Below are 26,675 nucleotides of genomic sequence, written 5' to 3' on the forward strand. Positions count from 1 at the left end.
TTACGTTATGTAACCAAGGTAACTTATTTTATATAATAAGCCTACAATAGTAAAGTGTCCAAGACTTTAACTATTCCGAGAGGATGGAGACCATGTATACATTATATTCAAACCCAAGTGATCCGCAATGTTTGTCGGGCCGCATCGATGAAGTATTGGATCGGACGCTTGCCGACAAGAGGTTGGTAGGAGCCGTCATTAAAGTGGCGATAGACGGAACAATAGTTTACAGCCGCGCTGCCGGTTATGCTGACCGCGGGCTGAACCGGCTCATGAGTGAAGATGCTTTATTCCGGCTCGCCTCGGTCACCAAACCTATTGTTTCCACGGCTGCCTTAGTGCTGGTTGCGCAAGGGCGCCTGCAGTTGGACGACCGTGTTGACCGTTGGCTTCCGGAGTTCCGCCCACGCTTGCAGAACGGCGAACTCGCGCAATTGACGGTCCGCCATCTAATGACGCATACGGCGGGTCTGTCTTACCGGTTCTTCCAGGAAGAGAATAGTTCCTATCAGCGGGCAGGGATTTCGGACGGCATGGATCAGTCCGGAATCACACTGGAAGAGAATATGCGCCGCCTCGCCTCTGTGCCGCTTCTCTACACGCCAGGCACCGAGTGGAGATATTCCATAGCAACGGATGTGCTGGGTGCAATCATCGCCCAGGTCACAGAAACAACGCTTAGCGAAGCCATAGATTCACTGGTAACCAAACCGCTCGGCATGAGTGACACCGGATTCATTGCAGCTGATCCAGAACGGCTGGCCACCCCCTATGCCAACGACTACCCGGAGCCGCGGCCATTACTTGATCCCGACAAGATTGCCTTTGTGGACGGTACAGCAGGCTTCCTGCTTGCTCCAGGCCGGGCACTTGATGCCGCCGCCTATCCCTCCGGTGGAGCCGGTATGGTTGGCAGTGCCGGGGACTTTTTGCATCTGCTGGAAACATTGCGCCAGGGCGGGGCCCCTTTGCTGCCGGAATCTCTGATTCATGAAATGACTACCAATCAGATCGGTGATCTGCCTATGCCCTTTTGGCCAGGACGGGGATTCGGTCTTGGCATTACAGTACTGAAAGACCCTGCCGCCGCAAACACTCCTGAATCACCGGGAACATGGCGGATGGGCGGCACTTATGGCCATTCATGGTTCGTCGATCCTACGCAGCGGCTCAGCGTTGTGGCATTTACCAATACCTTACTGGAAGGCATGTCCGGCCAGTTTACGGTTGACCTTTGTGACGCAATTTATGCCGGCATCAGATCATAGAGAATGAGTACAGGAGAGGGTGCTACTCAAATGAGCCAAAATACAACTTCTTCCGCACAGCATGACTCCGGCACTTCTGAGCGGCTCCCATGGGCTGGCTTGCTCGCCCTCGCGATGACGGGGTTTATCTGTATTCTCACCGAAACGGTTCCAGCCGGCTTGCTGCTGCAAATTGGTGATGGGCTTGGAGTCTCTGAAGCTCTAGCCGGTCAGCTTGTCACTTTGTACGCCCTCGGTTCATTGTTGGCCGCCATTCCTTTAACCGCCGCAACACGCGGATGGCGGCGGAGGCCCCTGCTGCTGCTATGCATTATTGGTTTTCTCGTATTCAACACCGTCACTGCCTTTTCTTCTAATTATATATTGACGCTGGCTGCCCGTTTTTTTGCAGGTATATCTGCCGGTGTCCTGTGGGGAATGATCGCAGGTTATGCCCGCCGCATGGTACCGGAATCGCTTAAGGGGCGGGCCATGGCGGTGGCAATGGTCGGCACGCCACTGGCCCTGGCCATCGGTGTCCCTGCCGGAACATTTCTTGGCACCTTCGTCGGCTGGCGTGCTGTGTTTGGAATCATGTCACTGCTTGCGCTGCTGCTGGTCTTCTGGGTGCTTTGGAAGCTGCCGGACTACCCGGGCACAAGTGCCGATAAGCAGCTGCCGCTCTATAAGGTTTTTGTTATTCCCGGAGTGCGGCCGGTTCTGGCAGTCGTTCTCGCTTGGGTACTGGCCCATAACATCCTTTATACCTATATTGCGCCATTTCTTGCGCAGGCCGGACTTACCCGGCGTATTGACCTGGTGCTGCTTATTTTCGGTATTACTTCACTGGCAGGCATCGGGATTACCGGTATTCTGATCGACCGTAAATTGCGTCCATTGGTTCTGATCAGCCTCGCAGCATTTACTTTGGCCGCCATTGCACTTGGCATAAGCAACCATCCCGTCGTAATCTATCCTGTGGTTGCTGCATGGGGATTGACGTTCGGAGGCGCTGCAACAATGCTGCAGACAGCAATTGCTGAAGCTGCCGGGGAGAGTGCCGATGTCGCCCAGTCTATGCTGGTGACGGCATGGAATCTGGCGATCGGCAGCGGTGGTGTGCTGGGCGGGGTTCTAATCGAAACGCTGGGTGTCGCCTCATTCCCCTGGGCATTGTTTATTCTATTGCTGCTTGCGCTGTTCACCGCTTGGCGAGCGAAGGTATATGGATTTCCGGCGAAGCGGCCTTGAGGGGATTGACATGTGAGAGAACCGGCCAGCTTTGTTGCCGGTTGAGCCAGACAAAGCAAATACACCGTCAGCAATCTGACGGTGTATTTGTATTGTACTAATCCTTCTTGAACAAGTGTGCTCCCTTAAGCTGCACCCGCTTCTACACTCTTTTTGCAACCGGAATCCAGATTTCGCTTTTGTAAGTCGGGGACGTTACATCTTTGCTCTCATTCCATAAGATTTCCGGCCCTTCGGTCTGCTCATAGTTGGAAGAAGGGAACCACTCGGAATAGATCCGTCCCCAAATATTTTGCAGGGTAGCCGGAAAAGGTCCGATGGACTCGAATACCGCCCAAGACATTGCCGGAACCTCCAGCACCGAGAAGGTCTCGGGACATCCCAGAGTGGTAGCCACTCCGATGTAATGATCCAGTTCCCCCTTTTCTTCCATCCGCCCCTCGGAAAAGTTTGTGGACGCGCTTATCAGTCCCAGGGGTGCGACATTCGAAAGCTCCTTGAGCTTGGAGAGGGTTGGCAGATCCAGGCTTTGCCACATTGCTGAAATCTCCGGATTCACCCCCTCAAAAATAATAGGGACTCTCTTCTTGATCCCGACGATATGGAATGCTTCCTTCTCCTCAATCCGGTAGTTCATTTCATTTCCTCCTCTGATCATGAGCTGAAAAGTCATTCGAGGAAAGGACTTCAGTGAAGGTCCTGCGGTTCTTGCTTCTGAGGGCAGAACACCGTGAAACTGCTGGAATGCCTTGGTGAAGGCGTCCGGTGAACTGTATCCATAATTCAGCGCAATGTCGATAATTTTGAGCTGGCTGCTCTGCAGATCGAAGGCCGCGAGCGTCAACCGTCTACGCCGTACATATTCCGAAAGCGAAAGGCCGGCGAGAAAAGAGAACATCCGCTTGAAATGATATTCCGAGCATAATGCGCGTTTTGCCGCTTCCCGGTAATCAATCTCCCCAGTCAGTTGTTCTTCGATATAAGCCAATGCATGATTCATGTTCTCCAGCAGGTTCATCTTCGCTCCTCCTCTCCTCACATCCAGAATAGCAATAATGGAGCACAGTCACCCGACAATTCGTGCACTATTAATGACGGGTCCTTAGAAATTTAGATCATTGGTTATTCCACACCACGCACGTACTGCTCTATGTAAGTAACTGCATCAGCAAAATCTCCGGCAATATAATCCGGCACGGTATCCAGCCATTTATTTCTATACTCATTTAATGCCGCGTTTCCTGCACCAGTCATGACTAACACTTTCATACATCCGGCACGGTCTGCCGCCACCATATCCGTCCAACGGTCACCAATCACTGCACATTTGCTTAGATCCAGATTGTTTTCTTCTGCTGCTCTAATCAGCATTCCAGGATTAGGCTTACGGCAATGACAGCCTTCATTATGCTGATGCGGACAAATATATACACCGTCAAATCCAAACTCCAGCATTTCTATTCTAAAAGCTTCCTCCGTTGCCTCCCCTCTAGAGATTCCGGGTTGATTCGTAAAACCATACAGTTTAAGCCCCATGAATTTCAGCGTGTTTAAAGCTCCTGGGGTAAACGGGAACAATTCAAAAAAACCCGGATACTCCACTTCGTCACTTCCGCCCAAGGTTCCATCCCGGTCAATAAATACAGCCTGCAATTTAGGTTCTCTCATGTTTGTTCGTTCCGCCTTCATACTATAATCTTTTCTCTAAAACAGCTTCATCATGCTTAATATACCCGCAGCGTGCATATGTGGCAATCGCCGGATGATTCGTTTTTCCTGTCAAAATCTTCACTGTGCCTACACCGCGCAAGTGGAGCTTAGCTTCCAGAAAGGCAAGCAGTGCCACCGCCACGCCTTTCCTCCGGGCTGATTCCTGAACATACATTTCCGTAATTTCACCATGACTTGCTGCGTAGCAGAAGGATTGTGAGCTCTGCGCGCAGGCAAAGCCGACGACTTGGTCCCTTAATTCGGCAACGGCAACTAACTCGTTCCCAGTGTTCAAACTTTCGATAATTTCCGCCTCCGGACGCTTATCCCCGCCATTAAACTCATAATTTAACCTGGACAAAACATCCGCATCTTTTATTGTAGCCAGCCTGACTAATGGAAGCATTTATATTCACACCCTCAGCAAAAATATAATGAAACTTACATTCCCGCAGCCGCCTTAATTTGCTGCCTTTGGGTTGTGATTAACTCCTGTAAACGGTCTGTTCCGAACGCGCCTGCCGTGAAGGCATTCCCCTTGGGATAATATACCATCCGGAAAGAAGTGCCGTCTTGCAGATGCACCCGCAGGAACACTCCGTATTCATGTTTTGTTTGCTTATAGACTGCATCAAAACCAACATTCTTCAGAGGCAGCAGTTCACGAATAAATTCTTCGGAGGCCTCTTTAGTGAAATCACCAATCTGACTGCTATCCATACCGCTTTCCAGACTAACTTTGTCCACTTTCCCTGCAATATCCAGCAGGTCTCCGATAGTGGCTGCCTTTGGATTCTCTTCTACTTCATAAATCTTGTTATCCGCTACCACCCGATATTCGGATCTGTAGCCTTCCAGCGCATAGATCACTGTACCCACAGGAAGAAATGCGGCATCCCCGTTTTTGACGACATGATCGGTACAGGCATTATCACTCACCTTAAAAGACACTTCCCCAACCTTATCTCCCCGTTGATCCGCAGGTACCGGCTTGGTTGCATCATAATTATGAGAATACCTGATATCATTGATCATCAAGAAATCCACCCATTCAATCTCGGCATAGCAGGGTTCTGACGTCTGCTCCGGCGCTGCTTCAGGTGCAGCAGTCCCGGCTATTGGCTTCACACTCGCCTTATTTGTCGTCCCACAACCGGCTGCGAGCAGCAGCAATATAAGCAGTATTGAAATCGGCCCGCCACTTTTTATCCATTTCATCATCGTAATTCACCTCTGTTACTATTGACGGGCTAGTATACCTTGATGTTACAGCATTTACCAAAACTTTTTCATATTCTTATTAGTTATTCGTTATGAATAACTTTTTATATAAAAGTTCTCCATATGTGCTAAAATATAAACAAATAAAGGAGGGATGCTGATGAATAACCATAAAGTTAAAGCTAATGGTCATTATGTTGAATTAGATTCGCTCAGAGGCATCGCTTCTGTTCTGGTGCTTATTACACACCTGATGATTGTCTTCCCCATGATTTACTCGCCCAGTTCGCCGCAGGATAACCTGACTCTCTTCGTGCTCAAATATTTGCCGTTCACAAGGGCTCTGTTTATCGGCGGTCCGGAAGCTGTCAAACTATTCTTCGTGCTGAGCGGATTTGTTCTGGCTTTACCCTTTCTTAAAGGAACTACAATCCGGTACTTGCCCTACTTGCTCAAGAGATTTCTCAGAATCTGCATCCCTTTCTATGTTGCCATATGTTTAGCGGTACTTCTCAGCATAGTGATCCAAAGGAGCTCCATTCCTGAACTGAGTGAGTGGTATAATTCCATGAGCTGGACTACGCCGATCTCAGCCAGACTACTCTTGGGACATTTTTTCCTGATCGGCAGCTTCAATGTGAATGCATTTAACAATGTAATTTGGTCGCTGGTTCATGAAATGCGCATATCCATTCTGTTCCCCTTGATGATGTATGGAGTGATCAGATATTCATGGCAAAAAAACGTCGCAGCCTACCTATTGGCTGGTATTATCGGTTTTTATTTAGGCGGATACGGAGATACGGTTGGTTATATGCTGCTGTTTGTGGTCGGCGCATTGCTGGCGAAACACAGAGCTTTTTTCATCAAACATTATAAAAGAACCGGATCTCTCCCGAAAATCATTCTTTTTACCTTTGCCTATGCGTTGTATTCGCTGCATGCACCAGGAAGCAACCCCTTAATCACAGGTTTGGTTTCCTATATCAACATGCTCGGGTGCGGCTCGTTAATAATCATTGCCTTATCCAGCGGGAGATTCTCAACAATCCTGAGAAATAAAATCGTCAGCTATCTGGGGCGGATCTCGTACAGCCTGTATTTATATCATTTCATTATCCTGGTAGCTTCCATTAAATTATTGTACGGAATCATCCCTCTTGGCTTCATCCTCTTGCTAACAGCCGCGGCTAGTATTTTCATTGCTGCATTGTCCTATCATTTTATAGAAATCCCGTCTATTAAATGGGGTAAAACACTTACACGCAGCAGGGATACCGCCATTCAGCAGCAATACGCACTTCCCCCATCACAATAAGGTTAGCTATTCTAAAAGGTGCAAAGTGATTGAGTCACTATGCCCTTTTTGGGCTTGACAAAAAAAACACCTTGCTCGTTTGGTATCATGGGAGCGCGAGCAACCATGCCAATAAGAAAGTGTCTGAACATTGATTAGTTGAATTTATTTAAGGAATCAATTAAGCGTCTTAAGTCGTTCAATAAACGCTGCTTTTCGTCTACGGTCCAGTCCGTCAAGGCTTCTTGTAAGATGCCATTTCGAGTGGAGTTAATTTGAGAAAAAATCTCCTTTCCGTGATTTGTTAATTCAGAAACACGAATTCTAGAATCATTCTTTGCCGGATAAGTATGGACCAATCCGGCTATTTCCAATTTATCAATTTGACGGCTAACACTGGAGTAATTTTTGCCCATCATGGCAGCCAAATCGCCGACACTAGTTGACTGAAGACGCCCAATGCCGATGAAAACACGAAAAGCAGCTGCTTCCATGTTAACGCCAGCATGGGCAATCATTTTCTTATGGCGATCTGACTGATTAAGCATTGTAGTCAATTCAATCAGTGTACTAAAAAGTTTATCTTCCATGTTCCTTATTTTATCATTATAACGGGACGAGGTGTCAATGGCGCATTCCAGGCTATTTCGATATCTTCTAAAGAAAATGTTGTTGTAGCGATGTGGATCTTTCCTTTTGAAGCAAGATCCAAAACACTTTGTGCAGATGACAGCATATTCAATTGTGAAACACTTCTGCCGCCACTGCCGACCAGCTCGATCGTAGATGCACGAAGTAATGAAGAGGGCATATTGATGGATTCTTGCCCGGACGCAGTTCCTATACTAACAAATCGCGTTGGGCGGCTCCTACCAGCTTTTGCAGCAGCAGAGAGAATGGCGAAGGCACTGTCACCCCAGAGATAATCAAGTACAACATCTACTCCATCCGCAAAAGCTGGCTCTAAGGCTTTCTCAAAAGCATTTTTGCCGTTGTCAGTATTCATGTCAAATGCAACGAATTCATCTGCTCCGATGGACTGTAGCTTTGTGTGGTTTCGTCCTGTTGCAATAATTTTTTTTGCGCCTAAATGTTTTGCAATTTGAATGGCCAAACTACCGGATTCACTAGTTGCACCGTTAATCAGAACCGTTTGACCAGATTGGAAATGCGCCCGATAGACCAAAGCAGCCCACGAGGACATAGCCGGGTTTGTGATTGCAGCGGCGGTTATTTCATCAATCTCTTTGGGTAAATGTATAATCATATTTTTTTCTACAATCGTTTGTTCAGCTAAACTCCCATAGGGTGCGGCAGGGAGCGCAAAGTAAACACGAGATCCATCTGCCAATGTGCCGACACCATCTGCTCCAGCTACAAGTGGGAAGTTTGTTTCTGATGAATAATGCATGCCTAATGAACGAAACTTACTAAGTTTACTTAAAGCAGCGGCCGAAACGTTAACAATAACTTTGTCAGCGGATTCAATGGGGGCAGGAAATTGACCTAATACGGGAGGGATTCCCGCTTGCTTAACAATTGCGGCTTTAATCATTTGCATTCTTCCCTTCAATTCATTTATGTGCGTTTTGCACATATATACCATAACATAAATGTGTGCAAAACGCACATATTTTGCGGCCTAGTTTATGTATTGTATTTTGCTGCTGATGTTCACTCAAAAACCCGAACAATTTCTCGCCGATTTCGCGATAATTGCTCGGGTTTTCTGTATTCCCTCTATTCCTGCCATGAGGGATTCACCTGATATCTCTAGTGCGAAAGCTAAGTAACTAATAAATCAGTGCCCTTAACTCATTATGAATTCTCTCTGGGATCTCATAACCCTGTCCACTGTCTTCAGTATCTACCAGCAGACCCGTTATCCCCTCTTGTTCGCTATCCGAAATGTTTAGTACATACTTTTTTTGCGTGCCGTCAAGGTAAGAAATATGCATTAGAAAACATGTAACATAATTCAGTTCACCATTTATTTTCACTGCCTTGTTCAAGGCATTTGCAAAGACTTCAAGTTCATGTTCATCGGTGAAGGTTTTTTCAGTAAATGGTCCAGACTTGTCTGCCCCTTCTTTGCATAAATCAGCACATTCCAGCCTGATGCTCTTGATCCTGGTGTCCTTTATTCGGAGGCTTGTCAAGATCCCGATAAATTCCTGTTTGGTTTCCGCAGCTTTATCATTGTTGGAAAAATTCAAAATATATAAAATTTCTTCTTTATGCGGAATCACCGCATAATAGGTATCATGAGTCCCTGTAAGACCGGACGCTGCAGAGCCGTTGTCGGCATCCAAAGTAAATAATCTGCTTGTTCCCATGGGAATATCAAGCTCCTCCTCAGAAGTCAGCGAGCTGTGATTGGGCATTGCCATTTTCTTGAAATCAAAGTTCTCCACAAATTCACTGGCCGATACTTCGCCCCTGGCCTCACCTTGCTCATCTTTAATTACATAAACCTTCGGATCAGAAGTATCCAATCCCCAGTTTGCCGGCAAGTCCATATGGAGTGTAGACAAATCATAGGACTGTTGAACCGCAGGAACGGCTGCGGAGGTATCCTGCTGTTCTAACGCTGTAGGGGGTGAGCTGGAGCATCCGCCAAGCGTGACTGCTGACAAGATCCATACGATCATTATTTTTTTGGACACAAGCATTACTTATTCCTCCCCATTCATGTAAATTAATGTCCCCGAATATCAAACGAGGCATCATATCCTCCATCATACAAAATGATAAAGTAATAACCGGAGTAATCTGCGATGTCTTTTAATGTATCAAAAGTCAAAGAGCCGTGTTCTAAATGTACCGAATCCACAGAAGCTCCTGTAACAGGCAGGACTTCAGTGATGACCGGGTATTCTCTGCTCCGCTTGGCATTTTTGAAAGTTTCCTTACTGTAAAAGCTTGTCAGCTCGTCAACAGATAATGAAGAATCCACTAGAATTGCAGCCAAAAAGTCCAACCCGTTGCCGTTTCCATTCAGTTTGCCAAGTATAGACTCCCTTTCTACAATCGTGGTTTCAGGCGGGAGCTGATGTTTGCTAAATTGTTTCTCGAACTTGGATAAGTTCACATTGTTAACCAATGGCATGATCAGGAACAGGGAAACGAATAACACTATAATAACCAAAGGAATGACCAGAAGGGTTAATCCTATCTTCTTCAACATAACGGGTCTACTCCTTCACGTCTTGATAGCAGGTTTCATATTGGTCCTTTAGCAGGAGGCTTCGGCAAGCAGAACCTGACTCCTCATAGATCTCGGTTTTCACTTTCAGTTCAATATTCCGGTATTCATTATATTCTGGACTTTCATTGGTGATCGAGAGAATATCCGAAGCTTGCCAGTCCATGAAAAATTCGTCTTTGTGCTCGCTGGAATATATGATTTTCTTCACGCCTGTCTTGCTTTGCTCGACTTCGACAAGATACATTACACCGCCTGCAGCGCCACCATATGGGATATAATACGCGCGTGCATTATACTCACCTTCGGGTGACTCAATGGGACCACTAAATAGGGTAGCTTTCCCAAGATCCTTAAATTGATAGAAATATCTTCTATAGCCCACTAAACCTAAAATGATGATTAGTAGCAGAATTAATACAATCGTTCTTTTTTTCACACTAAACCTCCTATGTGTAAGGATCGCAGTCCATCCATATTGTACCATATAGGGTTTATCAGAATGGACTGGATTGTCATAAGTGGAAACGGCTTCGCCGTCCTCAAAAGGACGGTATCCGTTTCAGCGAGAAATAGAAGGATAATTTATATAAAAAAACCTGCAGACGCTGTGCCATCGTGGCACTGTCTGCAGGTTTCTCGAAAAAAAGTATGATTGCACTAAATGAACTTATTTAACTTCTGTTGCTCCAGTTACTTTACCATCCACTGCTGCGGATGCTTTCACATCTTCGCTGGCAAAGTAGAGGTTACCATCAATTGTAGCGGATTCATGCAGGTTAAAACCTTTTGCTTCAACATATACATCACCTTTGATCGTCCCGCCTTGCACTCTGAAGTTTTCACTTTGTACGGTAACCTTAGGTGCGGTAAGTGTGTAATTTGCAGTGATTTTGTGATCCGCATCCTGTGCATAAAGAGCAAGCTTACGGTAAACTGCGTTCTCAGCAACACCTTTATCATGGAACTCACCGGCTACAACAACGTCCTGATCAACAGTAACATCATTCAGAATAGCAACAATCCAAGTTCCTTCTGCACTTACAGCCTTAGTAAATGCAGCCGCTTCATTAACGATGGAAGCCGCCGATGTAGCATCTGTCTGAGCTGCCGCCGGAGAAGCCGTAGCAGCCTCATTTGCCGCTGGAGAAGCAGTTGCTGCCTCATTCGCCGCCTTATCATTGTTCGCACCACAACCCGACAATAATGCTACCGATACCCCTGCGACTAGCAAACTTTTAAATAGTTTCATCTCAAATCCCCCTAATTTTTTTTATAAATTTATTATATATTAAAATTTTATAATAGTCACGTGAATTATTTCACACTACTGTGTTTTTTCATATTTCGACAAGACATGATAGACCTCCCCGGTTTGCCGTAGGAACGCATAAATCCCCGCTTACCTTCAGCCTAAGGTAAACGGGGATTTATGTGTTCAATCCGTTCTTCAATTCAATCATTTCCTCCAGCAACAATCCATATCCCTGACATGGTGATTGTTATTCATATTTCGGTAGTCCCCGTGCGCTCCCTTTCGGAGTGTTGCTCCATGTCCTGCATATGGGATGAGTTCCCGCGTACTCGATGTCACGAAAAACGTTTTCACGGACGTTTTCCCTACTGTGAGCCATCGTGTTTAGTACGCTTCGCTAACCTTTTTCAATGGAATCACGCTCCTTCTTCCGCAAGATGAATCCTGCTTGAATAGCTGTTCCTTGGTCCTGGTTACCTCTGGATTCCCGCATACCCACGGTCTGCGAAAAGATGTTGTCACTTACACCTTCTCCAGCAGCAGCCGATTCCGGCATGCATCGCTAACGGTAGTACATCGGGGCCTCTCCTTTCCTACATTCATTTCTAAATTTAGGAATGAGTCCATCACCTGTAACCGCTTGCTGCTGTTCTTTTTGGTTACCATCTGGTGATGTCTATATCTTAACGCATTACACCTAAAACTTAAACCTTCATAATATTATGTATTCTGTCGCAATTCCTGGAAAATCCTGATCTCTTGCAATGAACCGCCCAGACCTAAGTATTTCTTTGAATTTTGGACTATTGTGCGTAAATACGCAAAAACCGCCTTGAGATTCCAAGACGGCTGGTGATCTGAAGCCAAAAATATTAATCCCTAATCAGAAATATGTATTCAAACAGCAAAATAAAAAAGGCGGTGAACATTCCTACCGAGTTAATCACCGTAAGTTCTGCCACATAATTCTCGCTTTGAAAATGAGAAAAGAAGGCGACAGTCCAAAGCACCGCAAAAAAAAGCGGGATCATTCCGGAAACAGCTCCAACGGCTGCCCGTCTGCCCCGGTAGATAAACAATGTAATCTCCGAAACGGTATAAACGATAAAAACAATGATCTCAGATAACTTAATCGAATCCGGAATGTGGAGCTTGAAAAGATGCATGAGAGCATACTGCAGAGCCAAAACAGTAAATAACCAGTTGTTAAACGAAATCTTCTTAAAGATCAGCATTAAATCGACTCCCTTAAACAGAGTAATCGGACTGCTGTCATATGGCACGGATGATCCTGAAGATGCAGGCCGATTCCATAATGATATCGCTTACATTATACTGGAAAATTTTATAAAATTCTGTGGATATCCTATGACATTTGATCTAAGCACGTTGCATCACCCTTTCGCAAGGCCCAATGAATCCCGGCTGATTGATCAGCGCCCTGCAGATCGCCACTCTGTTATCTGCTACCCGAAGAGTAGCGATTTGTATTCTTCTTTATGCAATTCTATTTTTTGGAGTTTGTGAAAAATAGTTCTTATTACTTATTTTACCATATATATTTGAAGTCACGAACAAGAAAGAGTAAACTTCAAATATTCCAATATATTCCTTTAAGCCGTCTTTGAAAAACATATTCACCTTAATAAGTATATATTGGAAAAGAACACTGTTATATATCAAATATATGACAAATCCGTTCCATGAGGGAAGCGATAATTCCAAGATAATAATTATGAAATATTAAACTACAAACTAAGGAGACGAACCATGAAAAATACTAAACAGATTTTGCTATCATCATGCCTAACTTGTGCACTAGCGATCTCATTCTCTCCGTCTGTATTTGCTTCCGAAGGTATAACTCAAGAAACTGTAACTTTAGACCAGCAAGTTTTAAAAGAACCCCACACAGTAGAAAATGAGCTAACAGAAGAAGATTTACAACATAAACTGATTTTTGACCAAATACAAAAAGAAGACGAAGAAGCTGCCTTAAACTTTGAATCTGAGGATGTAGCACAAGACAAAGCTTCCTTCTCCTCAACCCTGACGGAGATAGAGCCAAATTCCGAGATGAGCACCCAATCAGTTACTAAATCCTTTCTTAGGAGTCAATGGAATTTTGGCTCCAACCTTTTAATAGCGAGCGGATATTATTTATCAGGGACTTTTCTACAGCATTCCTTGCAGGACTATCCCAGTACATTGAAATACTATCATGGATCAAATCAAGCAAGTTCGATTCAGTATTCATCAGAATTTCAAAAAGAGTTAACAATCTTTAGAGCTCAATTACCGAAGAATGGTGCTACATATTACTCAAAAAACACATCAATTGAGTTCTCTGCAAACAGAGATCATTTTCTTGCACTGCATAGAGCAAATGCAACCTTTGCTGCACAAAAACTTTCAAGTGGCTGGTTTATCATCGCGACCGTTCATGATTTATATAATTTTGAATACTGGAATTATGGAAGCGGAATGGGCATACCAGCAAACTTTGTATCACTGGTAAATAACTATGCAGCCGATAACCAGAGACTAGGAGTAATCGTTCCTTATGACATTTTCTTCTACATTAACACCCGTTAAAAACTAGGGAAGTGGGAGCCAGGTACATTCTTGGTTCCCACTCTGTATGCTGAATAATTTCTTTTCAAAACTGGTATAGTATAGTAAGTTAATTATTATTTCACTTGTTTGGAGGCTAATTATGTTCAAGAAGTTGAGTCTATATATTTTTTTAATTTGTATGCTGACTTTAATAACTTCTTGCTCTACTGCCGTAGAGGACAATAGAGATTATAGAGAACCGAATATTCTTATATTGCCCGGGAAGTATCGGTTGTTTCAAAGTAGTGAAGAAGTCAACTTCATAAAGGGGAAGATGGATAAAGACCCGGTAGTGGTTGAACCCATAATTTCTGAAATTGGATGGAATAAGAAATACATTGTATTTATACGTTCTGAACCTGGAAAAGACACTTCAGAGACTCAAACTGGTGTGTTGAGTGTTGATAACGGCAAAATTATTATCTTAGATGGCAACAAGAACATCCAAAAATACCTAGAGGAAAAAGGTATGGATGACATAGAAATGTTCACTGTACAACAGTTGATAAGTGAGAAGAAGAAACGACTAGAAAGTGAAAATTAAGATTCTTAAGATATGTTGGGCAAGGAAGAACAAAGGACTGTCTCACTCGTAGAATAATCCACTTATTGGACAGCCCCTAGTGACTTGAAGCCAAACTCCCGGCTAGTTTTGTAATGCAAATTTCATTCCTTAACCTATCGCTCAGAATTCCAGGGTCCGCAGCCAGGAGGACAACTTCTCTTCCCTCTGCTTAAGATCGCCTTTTTCTTTGTGATATTTGCCTAGCCAGTGTTCGGAAGCCATTCGGCCATCCAGCATGTAGAGCACCCGCTCTGCCCCGGCAGCGACCTTGGCATCATGGGTAACCAGAAGAATTGTGGTTCCCGAACGGTTAATCTCCCCCAGGATTTCCATGATCTCACCGGCAGCCTTGGAGTTCAGTGCTCCCGTAGGCTCATCGCCAAACAGAATATCCGGCTGATTGATCAGCGCTCTGCAGATCGCCACTCTCTGTGATTGTCCGCCGGACACCTCTGTTATTCCCCGGTCTGCCAATGCGGAGATACCTGTCCTTTTCATAAGATCGGCAGCTCTTGCATTGATGGTTCTGCGGCTGGTCTTTTTGGCCCGGTAAGCGGACAGGATGATATTGTCGCGGATGTTCAGATTTTTTAACAGATGCATCTGCTGAAAAATGAAGCCCATACTATGCAGGCGCAGCGCCGCCAGTTCGGTTTCGGAAAGGGCGCTGAGCTCCTGCCCCTTAAAAAGAACACTGCCCGCTGTCATTGTATCCATACCGCTTAATGTATACAACAATGTTGATTTGCCGGAGCCTGAAGGTCCCATAACTGCTGTGAACTCCCCCTGTGGAATCTGCAGGTTGATCTCTTTTAATACAGGCTGCTGCGTTCCTTGCCCGTTTGAAAAAGTTTTGTTTAATCCCTTAGTTTCTAATATATGCATCCAGTTGTCGCCCCCTCAATCGGCTATCTTATTCGTGAACCCGGACTTGTGAATGGGTCCTATACTTCCTATAGTAGTAACCGCCACGGCCAGCATGAGGCTAACCGGAAGAATCAGATAGGCCAGCACCGGATCAACCTCAAGCTGAATTCGGGAAGCACCCAGGAATGATCCGAGAACATGCACCAGACTTTGACCGATCGTTCCGGCCGTCAAGATCCCAAGCAGGCTGCCAAGACCGGCGATCAGCAGCGTTCTGGCCAGATATTGCCGGCGGATATCAGCGACCGTGAACCCGATGCTTCGCAAGATTGTAATTTGTGTGGAATCCTTCGCCAGCAGCATTTTTAGAAACAAGGACGTAATCAGTACCGCTATCGAGATGGAAATGGCGATCGCAAGTATAGTGACCATCCGCAGCTGCTTAACTGTATTCCCCAGGGTCTGAGCTAAATAGCTGTCCAGATAAGTGATTTTAGCCGGATAGAATGCCTCGGCCAGCTCTTCTATTTTCCCGGCGACCGGAATTTCAGGCTGTACATCCACCGCTACCACATACCACATTACAGTCTTTGGATCATAGGGCAGCTGCGCTTTAGCCGTCCGCCCTCCATTGGTGATATCCTGATAGATTCCGCTTACCGTCAACTTCCGTTCTTTCCCTCCAGCCTTGAGAAGAAGACTATCCCCGACCCGTTTTTTCAGCTCCTTGGCGTTCAGATCAGACAGGGCGATTGCACTTCCGCCTTCCGGGGCGCCGCCTTCTATGTATGACAAAGGAAAGATGGAGAAATCTCCTGTTTCCACATTGATATTCTCCCAGACGTCATCACTTCCCAATACCTTAAAGCGGGAGGTAATGAGCGGCGATAATTTTTTGATGTCCGGATCCTTCTTAAGTGTTGTGAGCATTTGTTCAAACCGCCGGGCGGTATCGCCTGACTGCTGAAGATCAATCCGGATGGTGCTCTGTCCTACGCCCATATAGGATATAAAGTGCGGGGAGCGCAGCGTATTCAACAAATTCACCGGCATGATGATCATAAACAGACAGATCACCACAACCAGCAGTAACACTCCGAACATGCTGAAGCGGCTGTACACATCTTTTAACCCTAGAAAACCATTCACAGGCAGCCATTTACGGTTGCTGAGTGTAAACGATGACGTATGTGTTCTCCCCACCCCGGCAGTACTTGACCGCAAGGCTTCAATGGCCGTGATCCGGTTGAACCTTCTAAGAATCAGCCTGCAAAAGAGCACAACAATCCCGAAGCTCAGACTGACAGCGAGTAAAGGAACGATATGCTGAAGCAGCCCCTTCGGAGCCGCGCCTAGGTACAGGCTAATGTTGGCTGTAAACAACCGTGCAGTAAAAAGTGACAATCCATAGCCGCAGCATGAAGCCAATGCGGCCAGTATGATGTATTTGGCCATATAGATTCTTCTGATATCCTGCCGCGGCAGCCCGATTGCTTTCATGACTCCGATCTCCCTGTAATCCTCCTCCATGGAGGCGATCATCGTAAATCTGAGGCACAGGATAGCAATCACCATAAGCAGGAGGCTCACCAGTATAATGACAAGGGCTATAATTCCGTCGGTTAGAGCATTCAGCGTCTTAAATAAAGGGTAATCAATGGTCGGTCCTTTATCCGGCAGGCCGGCAGATTGATAGCTATTACGGAACTCAGTAAGCTTGCTGCTATCCTTGAGCTGAAATTCAATCAGATATTCCACTTCGCCAAGCTTCCCCCGCAGCGCTGTGTAATCCGCCTCATTTACGACAAAACGTTTGGAGCTGACAATCGCCGGATTCATTTGAACATCCCGGACAAAATCAACGATCACGAACTCTCTGGTAAAGGACCCGGAGGTAACATTGACCTTATCCCCGATATTCAGCTGCTTCTGTCCCTTATAGTAGATAGGAACGGCAATTTCGCCGCGTGAAACCGTGATCACCTGATTATCCAGATTCAGCAGCAGATCGAATTTCTGATTCTGCTTCACAAAACCGATATCCATGACGCTGGCGGCTTCCGACTTTTGCAGATTGCCCAAGTACACATTTGAGCCGTCGACCGTAAGCATCTCAACCGTCTGCTGATCCTGTACAAGCGGATTTTCCGAAACAAACCGTTTAAGGGCGGAATCATCTAAGGTTCCGGAATGCATTTGCACAAAATGGGGAGTCTTGGATGCGGCCAGCAGCTGATTCAGCGAGCCGGTCAGTTCCATAATGATGTGCGAAGCAGAAGCAACCAGCAGCGAAGACAGCATAATAAAAATGAACAATCCGCCGGTGATGATTTTATTGCGTAAAACATCTCTTTTTACGATTTGCAGCAGCATCTGGCTGTCTTGCCTCCTTCTCTGATATAGAAACTCATGAATGTTGTTGTTCAAGAGCCCTAATAGATTTGATTCTTGGAACAATCACCGCCACAATTACTATCAGCAAACCGCAGACGATGAACAGGAGTCCGATACCCCGGCCTTCTCCTGTACCCAGCACCTTGCCCACTGAGGAAGCAAGACTTCCCCCGCTGCGCAGCAGCGGATTAAAGACATGATCTGCCAGCACTCCGGCAACAGCATAAGCGGCCACATACCCGAGTTGTGAAAGAATGCCAATGATCCCCCAAGCACGGCCTTGTGCTTCGGCGGCGATATTTTTTCGGATCAGCACGTCAGCACAGGTGTTAATGAAGGGGAGTGCCGCGAAGAACAACAATCCGGCTGCAGCGATAAAATATAGATTTGTAGTCAGACCGACCAGTGCAAAGAAACCTCCGGCGAATCCCAGACTTACAGCCAGCACCTTGGCATATTGGCCCTTAATGCTGAACATCCCGATGAACAGACTGCCGATCAGCATGCCAATTGCACTAACGGATTCCACTGTGCCCAGGGTTTGCGTATCTGTAAACGGCAGTAAGAGCGGGGTAAACAAGGTCTGGAGAAAACCCACATAGAATGTAACCACCGATAAAATAACCGTAAGCTGTAGAACACCTTTCACGGAAATGAGCGTATCCCAACCCTCCTTCAGGTCTCTTGCAAAGGACTGCCGTGTTTTCGCTGGAAACTCAGCCTGCAGGTTCTTTTTCACAGCCAGCACCGCAAGCACGGTCACCACAAAAGTAGAGATATCTATAATCAGCACAGCCTTTATATCCATGTAGCCAAGCAACACCCCGGCAATCAGCGGAGAGAGAAGATATTTGGAGGAGGCTGCAAGCTGGACCAGCCCGCTGGCCTTGGCAAACTGCTCTTCGGTCAATAATTCGGTAATGGTCGCCTTGTAAGCCGGTTCGAGCAAGGATACGAATATGGAGCTGAAGGCCACTCCGAGACAGATTTGCCAAACGGGCGGATCGCCCAGCAGCATGATAAACAGTAGGAAGACAAGTCCAAATGCGGAGCATAGATCACCCGTGATCATCATAAGCCGCCGGTCAAAGCGGTCAGCCAGCACGCCGCCGATTGGACTGAGCATAATGGAAGGCAAAAAAGCGCAAAGCGTTACTAGCGCTACACTGGCTGCAGTCCCTGTCATCTGGTAGACATAAACACCCAGCGCAAAAGCGGTCAGCCCACTGCCCATACTGGATATCCATTCTCCTGTCCATAACACCAGAAACTTGCTGAAGGATTTATTGTTCTGTTTCCCCATCCTTTATCCCCGCCTTTCCATCCTTTCCATCAGCTGCAGGCGGCTGCCCGAACATTTGTGTGACATAGGCGAAGCTGCCCTGTTTGGCACCCAGAGAGGTTTCCATAATATGAATGAAAGCCTCGATCTTGCGGAGAATTTCCTCCGGCTGCCACTGGAAGATACCTTCATCCAGCAGAAACTGCGAGGCCACCAGCAGAAACTCAACCGTTTCCCGGGGATAAGCGGTATGGAACAACTGCTCCTCGATGCCCTGCTCAATAACTTCTGTTAATACAGGTGTCAGGCGGAGAATGGTTTCCGTCAGGCTCTTTTGATGAAGCTGGGCATTCTCCGCCTGATGGAACTGCTCAATCAGTTGCTCCTTCCCTTCCGAGTCCGGCTTCTGTGCCATTATGATCCTCAGCAGCTTCTCGTGAACAGATAGCCTGTGATCGGAAGCAATCTCTTTCGCAGCTTCTACCCCGGCATCAATGAACCGCATAACCACCGCATCCATTACCTCCTCCTTCGATTTGAAGTAATAATAGAAGGTTCCCTTGGCGATTCCGATCCTCTGCAAAATATCGTTGATTGTAGTTCTGCTATACCCCTGGGTGAAAAAAAGCAGCTCTGCCGTATCTAAAATTTCGTTTCTGCGTTCTTCAGGTTCCTTGGAAATCCGCATAATTGTAATCCTCCATTTCATCGACCGACCGTCGGTCTATAATGATTATAGTGAGTCCCCCCTCTATTGTCAATCACTGGATTAAGAAAACAATCGCACGCAAAGAAGCTCCCGCAAACTTAGCTGCAGGAGTTTTTGTATTCATGTGATATTTACATCCTTTGATTAGACACTCAGCGTTTCCATTGCAATCTCCCATTCTCCGGCATCATATTTGATGTGATGGAGACTGGTATATGTACTAGGGTAAGCTTTGCCTTTATTCGACCACTCTACCCCATTTAAAATATGATAAATAATATTAATAACTCCGCCATGGGTTACAATTAAAATATTCTCCTCCCCCTTGTTGAGGAGCTGCTCCTCGCATAACTTCTTAAAGGTTGCCTGTATACGGTTAAAAAAATCAATCGGACTCTCCCCGCCCGGGAATTCCTCATCCATCCGCAAAGTCGAGAAATAGAGACCCGGATACTGCTCCTCTACAAGTTCATGAGCCATCCCGGCGATGAGGCCATTGTTCATTTCTCTCCAGTTGTTGCTGCTTTCGAGTGGTAAGCGGAGTTCACTGGCAATCTCGGTTGCGGTTTCAACCGCACGGGTTAAATCACTGCTAACCACCCGGTGAATGTTGTAAAGATTGTGGTGCGCTTTAAGGTACTGCCCCAGCTTCTGCGACTGTTCAATTCCTTCTGCAATTAACCCACGCTGGCTCCATCCACCGCGGAATCCCTCATCATCTTTACCGTGTCTGACCAAATAGATTGACATTGTTCTCCCCCCGCAACCATTCTGTTATATTGTGAGCTGTTCCTGATTTCACTTGAATACTGGATGGGACAGCCATTCCTCCCTCAGCAGTCCCATTTGAATTGAATCATAAAATTCTTTATTTGTATGTTAATATTATTGGTTGAAAGGCAAACTATCGCGAAAAAGCCGGGTTTCACCCAAGTGCTCTCCCGATATGATAATGAAAGGATCAACCCAATGAACCTATCCTCAATTTCTGCAGCGCTAACAACGCTCGATTTGCGCAGCTGTCTGATCAGCCGGGACAACAGGCTTGTGCTTGAACACTATAGAGCACCAAATATAGCCACTGAACTGGCCAAAATCAATTCCTGTACCAAAAGTGTGCTCTCCGCACTGATCTGCATCGCGATGGACAAGGGGCTGCTGCCGCAGCCGGATGCTCCGCTGACGTTATTTTATCCGCAGCTTAGCCTTGACCCGGATCATCGTAAAACAGAAATCACACTGGAGCATCTGCTCACGATGTCTGCCGGTTTCAACTGGACTGAATTTGGCGGGCAGAACTCATTCCCCAGGATGACCCGTTCTCCGGATTGGGTCCGGTTTGTGCTGGAACAGCCGATGTCGGACACACCCGGAACCCGAATGGAATACAACTCCGGCGTTTCCCAGCTGTTGTCAGCCATTCTGAGGCAAGCGGCTGGCATGTCCACCGCCAAGTTTGCCGAGCACTATTTGTTTGGCCCTTTGGGCATTAAAGATTATGAGTGGGAGGTTGATCTTCAAGGCGTTCATACGGGCGGGTTCGGGCTGAAGCTGCGGCCTTCCGACCTGCTGAAGCTGGGACTGCTCTATCTACAGGAGGGCATGTGGGAGAACTCAAGGCTCATTTCCCCTGAACGGGTCAACCGATCTACGGAAACCGCACTTCCTGTAGAAGCCCCCTACCGCGGCGGATATGGCTGGCACTGGTGGACTGATGTCTACACCTCAGCTGCTCAGGAGTCACCTGCAGCTTCCCAGGCATACTTTTATGCCCGCGGGTATGGGGGACAGTTTGTTTATATTTTGCCGGAGCTTTCGACGGTTGTGGTTCTGACCGAAGATCCGCGGCGGAAAAAGAAACCTCCTGTTGATGTGTTCCGTGAAATCATCGCACCTGCACTGCTTGTCCCGTGATCAAGCTTTCACTTTTAGTTTCGGAATTTGGTTATGAAGACCATTCTAATTCATGCTGAACATTCTCCCCTTACAAAAAAGCACCAAAAAAATACTTAAGCGCCTCCTGGGAATAGCCATCTTCACCCCGCCAATTGGCAACCGAGATAAAATCGCCGTTGCCGCCCCGTCCCGGGCGCGGCTCGTTCGATGGCGGCAGGATACCGGCGTATCCCCAAACCTCCATCACGACATCGCGTTCCTGTTTGCTGGAAGGGAAAACATCTTTCCAGCGTTTCTCCAGCTGCCGGGCAGCATCCTTCGCGCCGCAGTCCATAACTGCATCCGTCATTGCGGTGAGTATGTCCAGATCCTCCCTGCTGACATGCAGGTTCTCCTCCCGGGCAAGCATCTCCAGATCAAGCCAGCAATAGAGAAGCCAGTTCAGGCGGACTCCTCCCCATTTGATCCGTTCAAAATTCAGCACATTCCAGTCCTGATTCACGTAGGCCTTGTCTGAGATCAGCTGTGCGTTATTGCAGTGGCCGCATGAACTGAACATGGACGGTTGTGCAAGAAGCTCCCCATAGGTGTGCACAGTCAGCTCCGAGGTTAACGCCCAGCTCGACAACGCGCTCCGCAGATGGACCTTTCGGGTTGACAAGCTGTGCAAGAATGCTGTGGCCGCCCACTCTTTGCTGATAATCTTCTGGTGCAGCTCACATAACCTCTTAATCACCGCATCATGTGTGATGTTCACCGGATCGAACATAAGGCCCTTCTCTTTGGCATATTCAAAATCCGCTCCGCTGTAAGGAGACGGACTGCTCTTCCAGCCGCCGGATGTCCAGAAGGTACTTAACAATATTTTTTTGGCTTCTTTGTCCATGAAGTCTCCCCCAGTCCTTTAAAGGTTAATAGAAGGCTTCTGTTTCTAACAATATCAGTTCTGGAAGCGTCGCCTTCTGTTGATTATGTAACTGTATGTATTACCCAAATAAAGACAAAAAGACTCCGGCGTTTGCCAGAGTCTTCCTGAAACTATTATGTCTGCCTGTTTAGTGCTGCTGGACGCTATGATTCACGACCACATCATCCGAATGTCTGCCCCCGGCGAATTCAATTCCGTCCAGCGCGGACTTGCCTGGCAGAAGCTCCTGGGAAACAATATTCCCGGTGTGGTCCAGATACGATTCCACGTCTACAGAGCTGTGATACAGGCAAATCTCATCACTCCAATTGTCCCCGGATATCCGCAGCGCCGTAGCTTCCAGCGCAGACAACTCCCGGCCCTCCAGCGTGACCGGCATTCTGCTGATCCGGATCTGCGGCTGGACCGTCCCATAGGGAACAACAAGCGTTTCATAAACTGCTCTTCCCGCAGTGGACATGGACCGCTTCGCAACCGGATTCACGTAATATTGACCCTGCCTGAAATCAAGACCGCTCTCCAGTGTAAGCTGATCCTCAGCCTGCTCCTGTTCCGGGAATAGAAGCAGCACATTGCTGTCATTATGGTTCGTATGCACCTGCCGGCGGTCCCACTGGACTACCGCATCGCCTATTGGCAGGTGGAAATATTGCTCGTAGGTATGCTGCTCTTGCGCCTCAAACAGATCCACAATCAGCCAGTAACGGTTCTTCACAAAAACTACCTTACGGGAGTGGATAACAGGATCATCATAGCGGGTATAGCCATAATGGCTCGCGAACCAATAATCATAATCTTTGCCATGACGCGCATCCCATATTTTACAGGTTGCGGTTTGCGGCGTATTCCAATGCAGGCTGCGCACATGCTGATCCTGCCCGTCAACGACAACCGTGTTATGCGCTCTTGTCGATACGGCATATTTGCGTTCCTTATTCCATTCGAACAGTCCCATGCCGGAATCGGCCAGCAGTTCCCGTCCTCCGGCATAAAGAATCAGGCTAAGCGCATCGGAATGGGCATGTCCCCCAATGCCCACCCCTGCCCGCATCGCCAGATACATAGCCTCCTTCTCCCAGCTCTGCCGGGAGAAGAGGTATCCGCCAACGGGGAAGCAGGCGAAGGGTTCGGGTGCCGGTCCGGCTGGGATGGCCTCATAACGCCCGGCCGCTTCCGGTCCCAGCCGCCAGAGCAAGGCAAACGGCAGCTGGGGATGCCCCAGGAATTTAAAATCCCCTCTTCCAAACAAATAGGCGCCCAGGCTCATCGTGTTGCGCAGCTCGTTTTCCGCCTGTGCATCGGTATCTCCAAATCTGGCAAGCTGCATGTCAGGCGTCATCAGATGACTCTGCACTTCCAGCATTTTCTCCAAGATTTCACTATACTCCAAAGCCTCAATATTCAGTTTTTGAAACAGCGGCACCAGTTCATACAAGTCGCGCATCACTACCTGGTGATAGTTCGGGCTGCCTTCGAATTGTACCCCGTCCTCATAGACGTTGTCCCGGATGTGGCCCGGAAGCTCACGCCGCGCGTATTCCAGCCATTGCTGCGCCGGCTTCAGCTCCGGCAATAGCAGAGAGACCTGGATTAGACCGCGCAGCTGCATGCACACATGGTTTCCGCTCCGGGCATGGTATTTACGGACATACTCCCCATGCTGATAGAAGGATTTGATCAGCTTCATTTTGATCTCCGGAGTGAAAGCCTTTGAACGGTAGAAAACAATGAACGCTTCCGGCAGCATGAACAGCCGTACCCCTACCGACAATGGGTCCCAGGTGCAGTGCTCGCCCCGAAAGACACCTCCGCGCGGCACAGGGTTGTCATCAATGAAATCCTCCATCATGTTGCTGAAGCATTCGGCAAATTTCTCGTTGCCGGTCAGGCAGTATCCCCGGGACAGCCGCTTCAGATAGGCGAAGCGCGTCAGGTGAAGCTGATATTGCGAGCTGTCATACAGCCAGCTGTTCCAGTCATATGCGCCGCCAGGAAAAACTGCCCGTTTCTCTTTGAACAGTGGAATATCGCCTTCCGCGATCCGTTCTGCTTCCGCGATATCCTGCAGCGCTTCCGGGAAATCTCCATACCGGCTCCTTGCCTCCTTCATCAGTTGCGGCACCTCGCCAACGGCGAAGTAATACCGGGTGAGCTCAGCCGCTTCAATCCGGTGCAGGAAGGCATCCCTTGCTCCGGCTATATCGCCCTGTTCCATGAAACAGCGGACAGCCTCCATGCCGGGCAGCTCCAGATTCAGCATAGTGCCGATAAACTCTACATCTGTCGGCAGCGGTTCCGTATATTCTGGATCCTTGCGTAATTCCTTGTACCCTTTTTGCTTCATAGCTCTCCCCTTCTTAACAAAGCGGCGAATAACGCCTTATTCTTTGACCGAGCCGAGCATGGCTCCCTTGGCAAAATATTTCTGCAGGAACGGATATACGATAACGATAGGCAGCATTGCCAGCAGGATCGCCGCATTCTGTACATTTGGCCCCAAATTTGCGGCAAGCTGTGCATCTAGTGCCGCTTCGGCGGATATATTCGAGGCGCTGATCGCCACCATCTGCCGCAGCAGCGGCTGGATCGGCCAGCGTGTCGTATCGTTCAGATAAATGACTGCCGAGAAGAACTCATTCCAGTACTGAACCATAAAGAACAGCGCAAACGTGGCAATGATCGGCTTCGAGAGCGGTATTACTACCGAGAACAGGATGCGGAATTCTCCCGCCCCGTCGATTCTTGCCGCTTCATCCAGACTTGGCGGCAGGCTCTGGAAGAACGAGCGGATCACCATCACGTTGTAGGCGCTGGATACCGCCGGAAGGATAACAGCCGCATAGCTGTCGATCAGACCGAGATTTTTGACCACCAGATAGTTCGGGATCATGCCGCCATGGAAAATCATTGTGAAGAAGATCAGCAGCAGAATCAGACGCCGCCCCGGTATTCCTTTTTTGGACAACGTATAGGCCAGCATGATCGAGACAACCAGGCTTAGGCAGGTGCCGATCACTGTGATAATGACCGAATTTTTGATTGAGGTCAGAAAGGTATCGGCATTCAGCAGGTATTTATAGGCATCAAGCGTCCAGTGCTTCGGCCAGAGAAAGAAATTGCCGGCCATCGAATCTGCTGGCGGACTGAAGGACACCGCAATGATGTATAGAAAAGGCAAAATGACTGTAAGACTGATCAGAATAATGATCGCTGCAATAATTCCGTCAAACCAGGTTATCCGTGCTTTCATCTTGTCTCCACTCCCGTCTAGAAAATGCCTTCTTCGCCCAGCAGCCTGGCCGCATAATTGGCCCCCACCACCAGAATCAGACTGACAATTGATTTGAACATGCCTACCGTGATCGCATAGCTGTAATTGAACTGCTCCAGTCCGACATGGTAGACAAACAGGTCGAATACATTGGAGACATCCAGGTTAAGACCGTTGGACATCAGGAATATCTGCATAAAGTTTGAATCCAGCGAGGAGCCGAGCCGCAGCAGCAGCAGCACGACAATCGTACTTTTGATCCCCGGGAGCGTAATGTTCCAGATGTTCTGAAAACGGTTCGCTCCGTCGACCTTGGCCGCCTCATATAATTCAGGATTAATTCCCGCTAAAGCCGCCAGGAAAATGATGGTACCCCAGCCTGCATCCTTCCAAATGGACTGGAAGATGACGAGCGGCCTGAACCATTCATTGCTGGTAAGGAACATCGCATCGGTATTGAACCACTGTTCCAGATAGTGATTGATCACTCCAGATGGCCCGAAAAATGAGATGGTAATTCCGTAAATGACCACCCAAGACAAAAAGTGGGGTAGATATACAATGGTTTGTGACACCCGTTTGAACAGCTGCATCCGCAGTTCATTCAGCATAATAGCGAGCAGTATCGTAAAAGGAAAATAAATTACAATATTCAGCAAGCTGATAACCAGTGTGTTTTTGAGCAGAATATAAAAATTCGGAGTTCCGAAAAATTGTCTGAAATTAGCCAGCCCTACCCAAGGACTGTCCATGATTCCTTTGAATGGACTGTAGTCCTTAAAGGCCAGTATTAGTCCCGACATAGGCACATAATGAAACGTCAGAAAATAAAGTATTCCCGGTGCAGCCAGCAAGTAAAAGGGCCACAGCTGCTTAAACCTTGAACCACGCAGCGATCTCTGCATTTTTTGCCCTCCCATCCATTATTCATGAACGGGACCCTGAGGCGCAGTCCCGTTCA

General features: G+C 47.4%; 26 protein-coding genes. 6 read left to right on the forward strand and 20 right to left on the reverse strand.

Going from position 1 to position 26,675, the window contains the following annotated elements; translation table 11 throughout:
- Positions 1 to 92 precede the first annotated feature (92 nt).
- Together AC3WT9_RS30470 and AC3WT9_RS30475 are read left to right on the forward strand one after the other, a co-directional pair.
- Positions 93 to 1,268 carry a serine hydrolase domain-containing protein gene (locus AC3WT9_RS30470; RefSeq protein WP_342480155.1) on the forward strand — a complete coding sequence of 392 codons (1,176 nt, stop codon included), beginning with the start codon at positions 93 to 95 and terminating at the stop codon, positions 1,266 to 1,268.
- A gap of 30 nt (positions 1,269 to 1,298) precedes the next feature.
- The gene (locus AC3WT9_RS30475; protein ID WP_492408571.1) at positions 1,299 to 2,498 is read left to right on the forward strand and encodes an MFS transporter; all 1,200 of its coding nucleotides are present in this window, start codon (positions 1,299 to 1,301) and stop codon (positions 2,496 to 2,498) included.
- A 142-nt stretch (positions 2,499 to 2,640) separates the two neighbouring features.
- Here AC3WT9_RS30475 and AC3WT9_RS30480 read toward each other — a convergent pair whose 3' ends face one another.
- The 4 genes from AC3WT9_RS30480 to AC3WT9_RS30495 form a co-directional block, all read right to left on the reverse strand.
- Positions 2,641 to 3,516: an AraC family transcriptional regulator gene (locus tag AC3WT9_RS30480; protein WP_342480157.1), complete on the reverse strand. Its 876-nt coding sequence runs from the start codon at positions 3,514 to 3,516 to the stop codon at positions 2,641 to 2,643.
- A 104-nt stretch (positions 3,517 to 3,620) separates the two neighbouring features.
- On the reverse strand, positions 3,621 to 4,166 hold the full coding sequence (locus AC3WT9_RS30485; protein ID WP_492408573.1) for an HAD-IIIA family hydrolase: 546 nt from the start codon (positions 4,164 to 4,166) through the stop codon (positions 3,621 to 3,623).
- Between the two features lie 22 nt (positions 4,167 to 4,188).
- Positions 4,189 to 4,614, reverse strand: a complete 426-nt coding sequence (locus AC3WT9_RS30490; RefSeq protein WP_341379060.1) for a GNAT family N-acetyltransferase — start codon at positions 4,612 to 4,614, stop codon at positions 4,189 to 4,191.
- A 35-nt stretch (positions 4,615 to 4,649) separates the two neighbouring features.
- A complete protein-coding gene (locus tag AC3WT9_RS30495; protein WP_342480158.1) occupies positions 4,650 to 5,429 on the reverse strand; it encodes a hypothetical protein in 780 nt (259 codons plus the stop codon).
- A gap of 160 nt (positions 5,430 to 5,589) precedes the next feature.
- Between AC3WT9_RS30495 and AC3WT9_RS30500 the strand changes: the two genes are divergently transcribed.
- Complete coding sequence (locus AC3WT9_RS30500; RefSeq protein WP_492408576.1) at positions 5,590 to 6,747, forward strand: acyltransferase family protein; 1,158 nt, start codon at positions 5,590 to 5,592, stop codon at positions 6,745 to 6,747.
- 134 nt (positions 6,748 to 6,881) lie between these two features.
- Here the strand turns inward: AC3WT9_RS30500 and AC3WT9_RS30505 are convergent, their stop codons facing one another.
- The 7 genes from AC3WT9_RS30505 to AC3WT9_RS30535 form a co-directional block, all read right to left on the reverse strand.
- Positions 6,882 to 7,316 carry a MarR family winged helix-turn-helix transcriptional regulator gene (locus AC3WT9_RS30505; RefSeq protein ID WP_341094253.1) on the reverse strand — a complete coding sequence of 145 codons (435 nt, stop codon included), beginning with the start codon at positions 7,314 to 7,316 and terminating at the stop codon, positions 6,882 to 6,884.
- Between the two features lie 5 nt (positions 7,317 to 7,321).
- Positions 7,322 to 8,281 (reverse strand): zinc-binding dehydrogenase, encoded by a 960-nt coding sequence (locus AC3WT9_RS30510; protein ID WP_492408578.1) that lies wholly within the window; start codon positions 8,279 to 8,281, stop codon positions 7,322 to 7,324.
- A 238-nt stretch (positions 8,282 to 8,519) separates the two neighbouring features.
- Complete coding sequence (locus AC3WT9_RS30515; RefSeq protein WP_492408580.1) at positions 8,520 to 9,221, reverse strand: YhfM domain-containing protein; 702 nt, start codon at positions 9,219 to 9,221, stop codon at positions 8,520 to 8,522.
- Positions 9,222 to 9,424: 203 nt separating this feature from the next.
- A complete protein-coding gene (locus AC3WT9_RS30520; protein ID WP_341094256.1) occupies positions 9,425 to 9,913 on the reverse strand; it encodes a hypothetical protein in 489 nt (162 codons plus the stop codon).
- 7 nt (positions 9,914 to 9,920) lie between these two features.
- Positions 9,921 to 10,370: a DUF5412 family protein gene (locus tag AC3WT9_RS30525; protein ID WP_341094257.1), complete on the reverse strand. Its 450-nt coding sequence runs from the start codon at positions 10,368 to 10,370 to the stop codon at positions 9,921 to 9,923.
- Between the two features lie 231 nt (positions 10,371 to 10,601).
- Positions 10,602 to 11,183 carry a hypothetical protein gene (locus AC3WT9_RS30530; protein WP_341094258.1) on the reverse strand — a complete coding sequence of 194 codons (582 nt, stop codon included), beginning with the start codon at positions 11,181 to 11,183 and terminating at the stop codon, positions 10,602 to 10,604.
- Between the two features lie 875 nt (positions 11,184 to 12,058).
- Positions 12,059 to 12,421 carry a hypothetical protein gene (locus AC3WT9_RS30535; protein WP_341379067.1) on the reverse strand — a complete coding sequence of 121 codons (363 nt, stop codon included), beginning with the start codon at positions 12,419 to 12,421 and terminating at the stop codon, positions 12,059 to 12,061.
- 535 nt (positions 12,422 to 12,956) lie between these two features.
- Here AC3WT9_RS30535 and AC3WT9_RS30540 point away from each other — a divergent pair.
- Both AC3WT9_RS30540 and AC3WT9_RS30545 read left to right on the forward strand, forming a co-directional pair.
- Positions 12,957 to 13,781 carry a hypothetical protein gene (locus tag AC3WT9_RS30540; RefSeq protein ID WP_341094261.1) on the forward strand — a complete coding sequence of 275 codons (825 nt, stop codon included), beginning with the start codon at positions 12,957 to 12,959 and terminating at the stop codon, positions 13,779 to 13,781.
- Positions 13,782 to 13,902: 121 nt separating this feature from the next.
- Positions 13,903 to 14,346, forward strand: a complete 444-nt coding sequence (locus tag AC3WT9_RS30545; protein WP_341094263.1) for a hypothetical protein — start codon at positions 13,903 to 13,905, stop codon at positions 14,344 to 14,346.
- A gap of 141 nt (positions 14,347 to 14,487) precedes the next feature.
- Here AC3WT9_RS30545 and AC3WT9_RS30550 read toward each other — a convergent pair whose 3' ends face one another.
- The 5 genes from AC3WT9_RS30550 to AC3WT9_RS30570 form a co-directional block, all read right to left on the reverse strand.
- Positions 14,488 to 15,252 carry an ABC transporter ATP-binding protein gene (locus AC3WT9_RS30550; RefSeq protein ID WP_341094264.1) on the reverse strand — a complete coding sequence of 255 codons (765 nt, stop codon included), beginning with the start codon at positions 15,250 to 15,252 and terminating at the stop codon, positions 14,488 to 14,490.
- Positions 15,253 to 15,267: 15 nt separating this feature from the next.
- Positions 15,268 to 17,607 carry an ABC transporter permease gene (locus tag AC3WT9_RS30555; protein ID WP_492408584.1) on the reverse strand — a complete coding sequence of 780 codons (2,340 nt, stop codon included), beginning with the start codon at positions 17,605 to 17,607 and terminating at the stop codon, positions 15,268 to 15,270.
- 34 nt (positions 17,608 to 17,641) lie between these two features.
- Positions 17,642 to 18,931, reverse strand: a complete 1,290-nt coding sequence (locus tag AC3WT9_RS30560; protein ID WP_341094266.1) for an MFS transporter — start codon at positions 18,929 to 18,931, stop codon at positions 17,642 to 17,644.
- The gene (locus AC3WT9_RS30565) at positions 18,912 to 19,598 is read right to left on the reverse strand and encodes a TetR/AcrR family transcriptional regulator (RefSeq protein WP_341094267.1); all 687 of its coding nucleotides are present in this window, start codon (positions 19,596 to 19,598) and stop codon (positions 18,912 to 18,914) included. Before AC3WT9_RS30565 ends, AC3WT9_RS30560 begins: the two co-directional genes overlap by 20 nt.
- 165 nt (positions 19,599 to 19,763) lie before the next feature.
- Entirely contained in the window at positions 19,764 to 20,369 is a 606-nt protein-coding gene (locus tag AC3WT9_RS30570) for a histidine phosphatase family protein (protein ID WP_341094268.1), read from the reverse strand.
- Between the two features lie 219 nt (positions 20,370 to 20,588).
- Between AC3WT9_RS30570 and AC3WT9_RS30575 the strand changes: the two genes are divergently transcribed.
- Positions 20,589 to 21,533, forward strand: a complete 945-nt coding sequence (locus tag AC3WT9_RS30575) for a serine hydrolase domain-containing protein (protein WP_341379070.1) — start codon at positions 20,589 to 20,591, stop codon at positions 21,531 to 21,533.
- Between the two features lie 70 nt (positions 21,534 to 21,603).
- Here the strand turns inward: AC3WT9_RS30575 and AC3WT9_RS30580 are convergent, their stop codons facing one another.
- The 4 genes from AC3WT9_RS30580 to AC3WT9_RS30595 all read right to left on the reverse strand — a co-directional run bounded on the left by AC3WT9_RS30580 (position 21,604) and on the right by AC3WT9_RS30595 (position 26,619).
- Positions 21,604 to 22,401, reverse strand: a complete 798-nt coding sequence (locus AC3WT9_RS30580) for a hypothetical protein (protein ID WP_341379071.1) — start codon at positions 22,399 to 22,401, stop codon at positions 21,604 to 21,606.
- Between the two features lie 169 nt (positions 22,402 to 22,570).
- Entirely contained in the window at positions 22,571 to 24,787 is a 2,217-nt protein-coding gene (locus AC3WT9_RS30585) for an alginate lyase family protein (protein WP_341379073.1), read from the reverse strand.
- A gap of 36 nt (positions 24,788 to 24,823) precedes the next feature.
- Complete coding sequence (locus AC3WT9_RS30590) at positions 24,824 to 25,693, reverse strand: carbohydrate ABC transporter permease (protein ID WP_341094273.1); 870 nt, start codon at positions 25,691 to 25,693, stop codon at positions 24,824 to 24,826.
- Between the two features lie 17 nt (positions 25,694 to 25,710).
- Positions 25,711 to 26,619 carry an ABC transporter permease gene (locus AC3WT9_RS30595; RefSeq protein ID WP_341379074.1) on the reverse strand — a complete coding sequence of 303 codons (909 nt, stop codon included), beginning with the start codon at positions 26,617 to 26,619 and terminating at the stop codon, positions 25,711 to 25,713.
- Between the last annotated feature and the right edge of the window lie 56 nt (positions 26,620 to 26,675).

It is taken from the genome of Paenibacillus sp. EB106-06-01-XG199, from assembly GCF_058791575.1.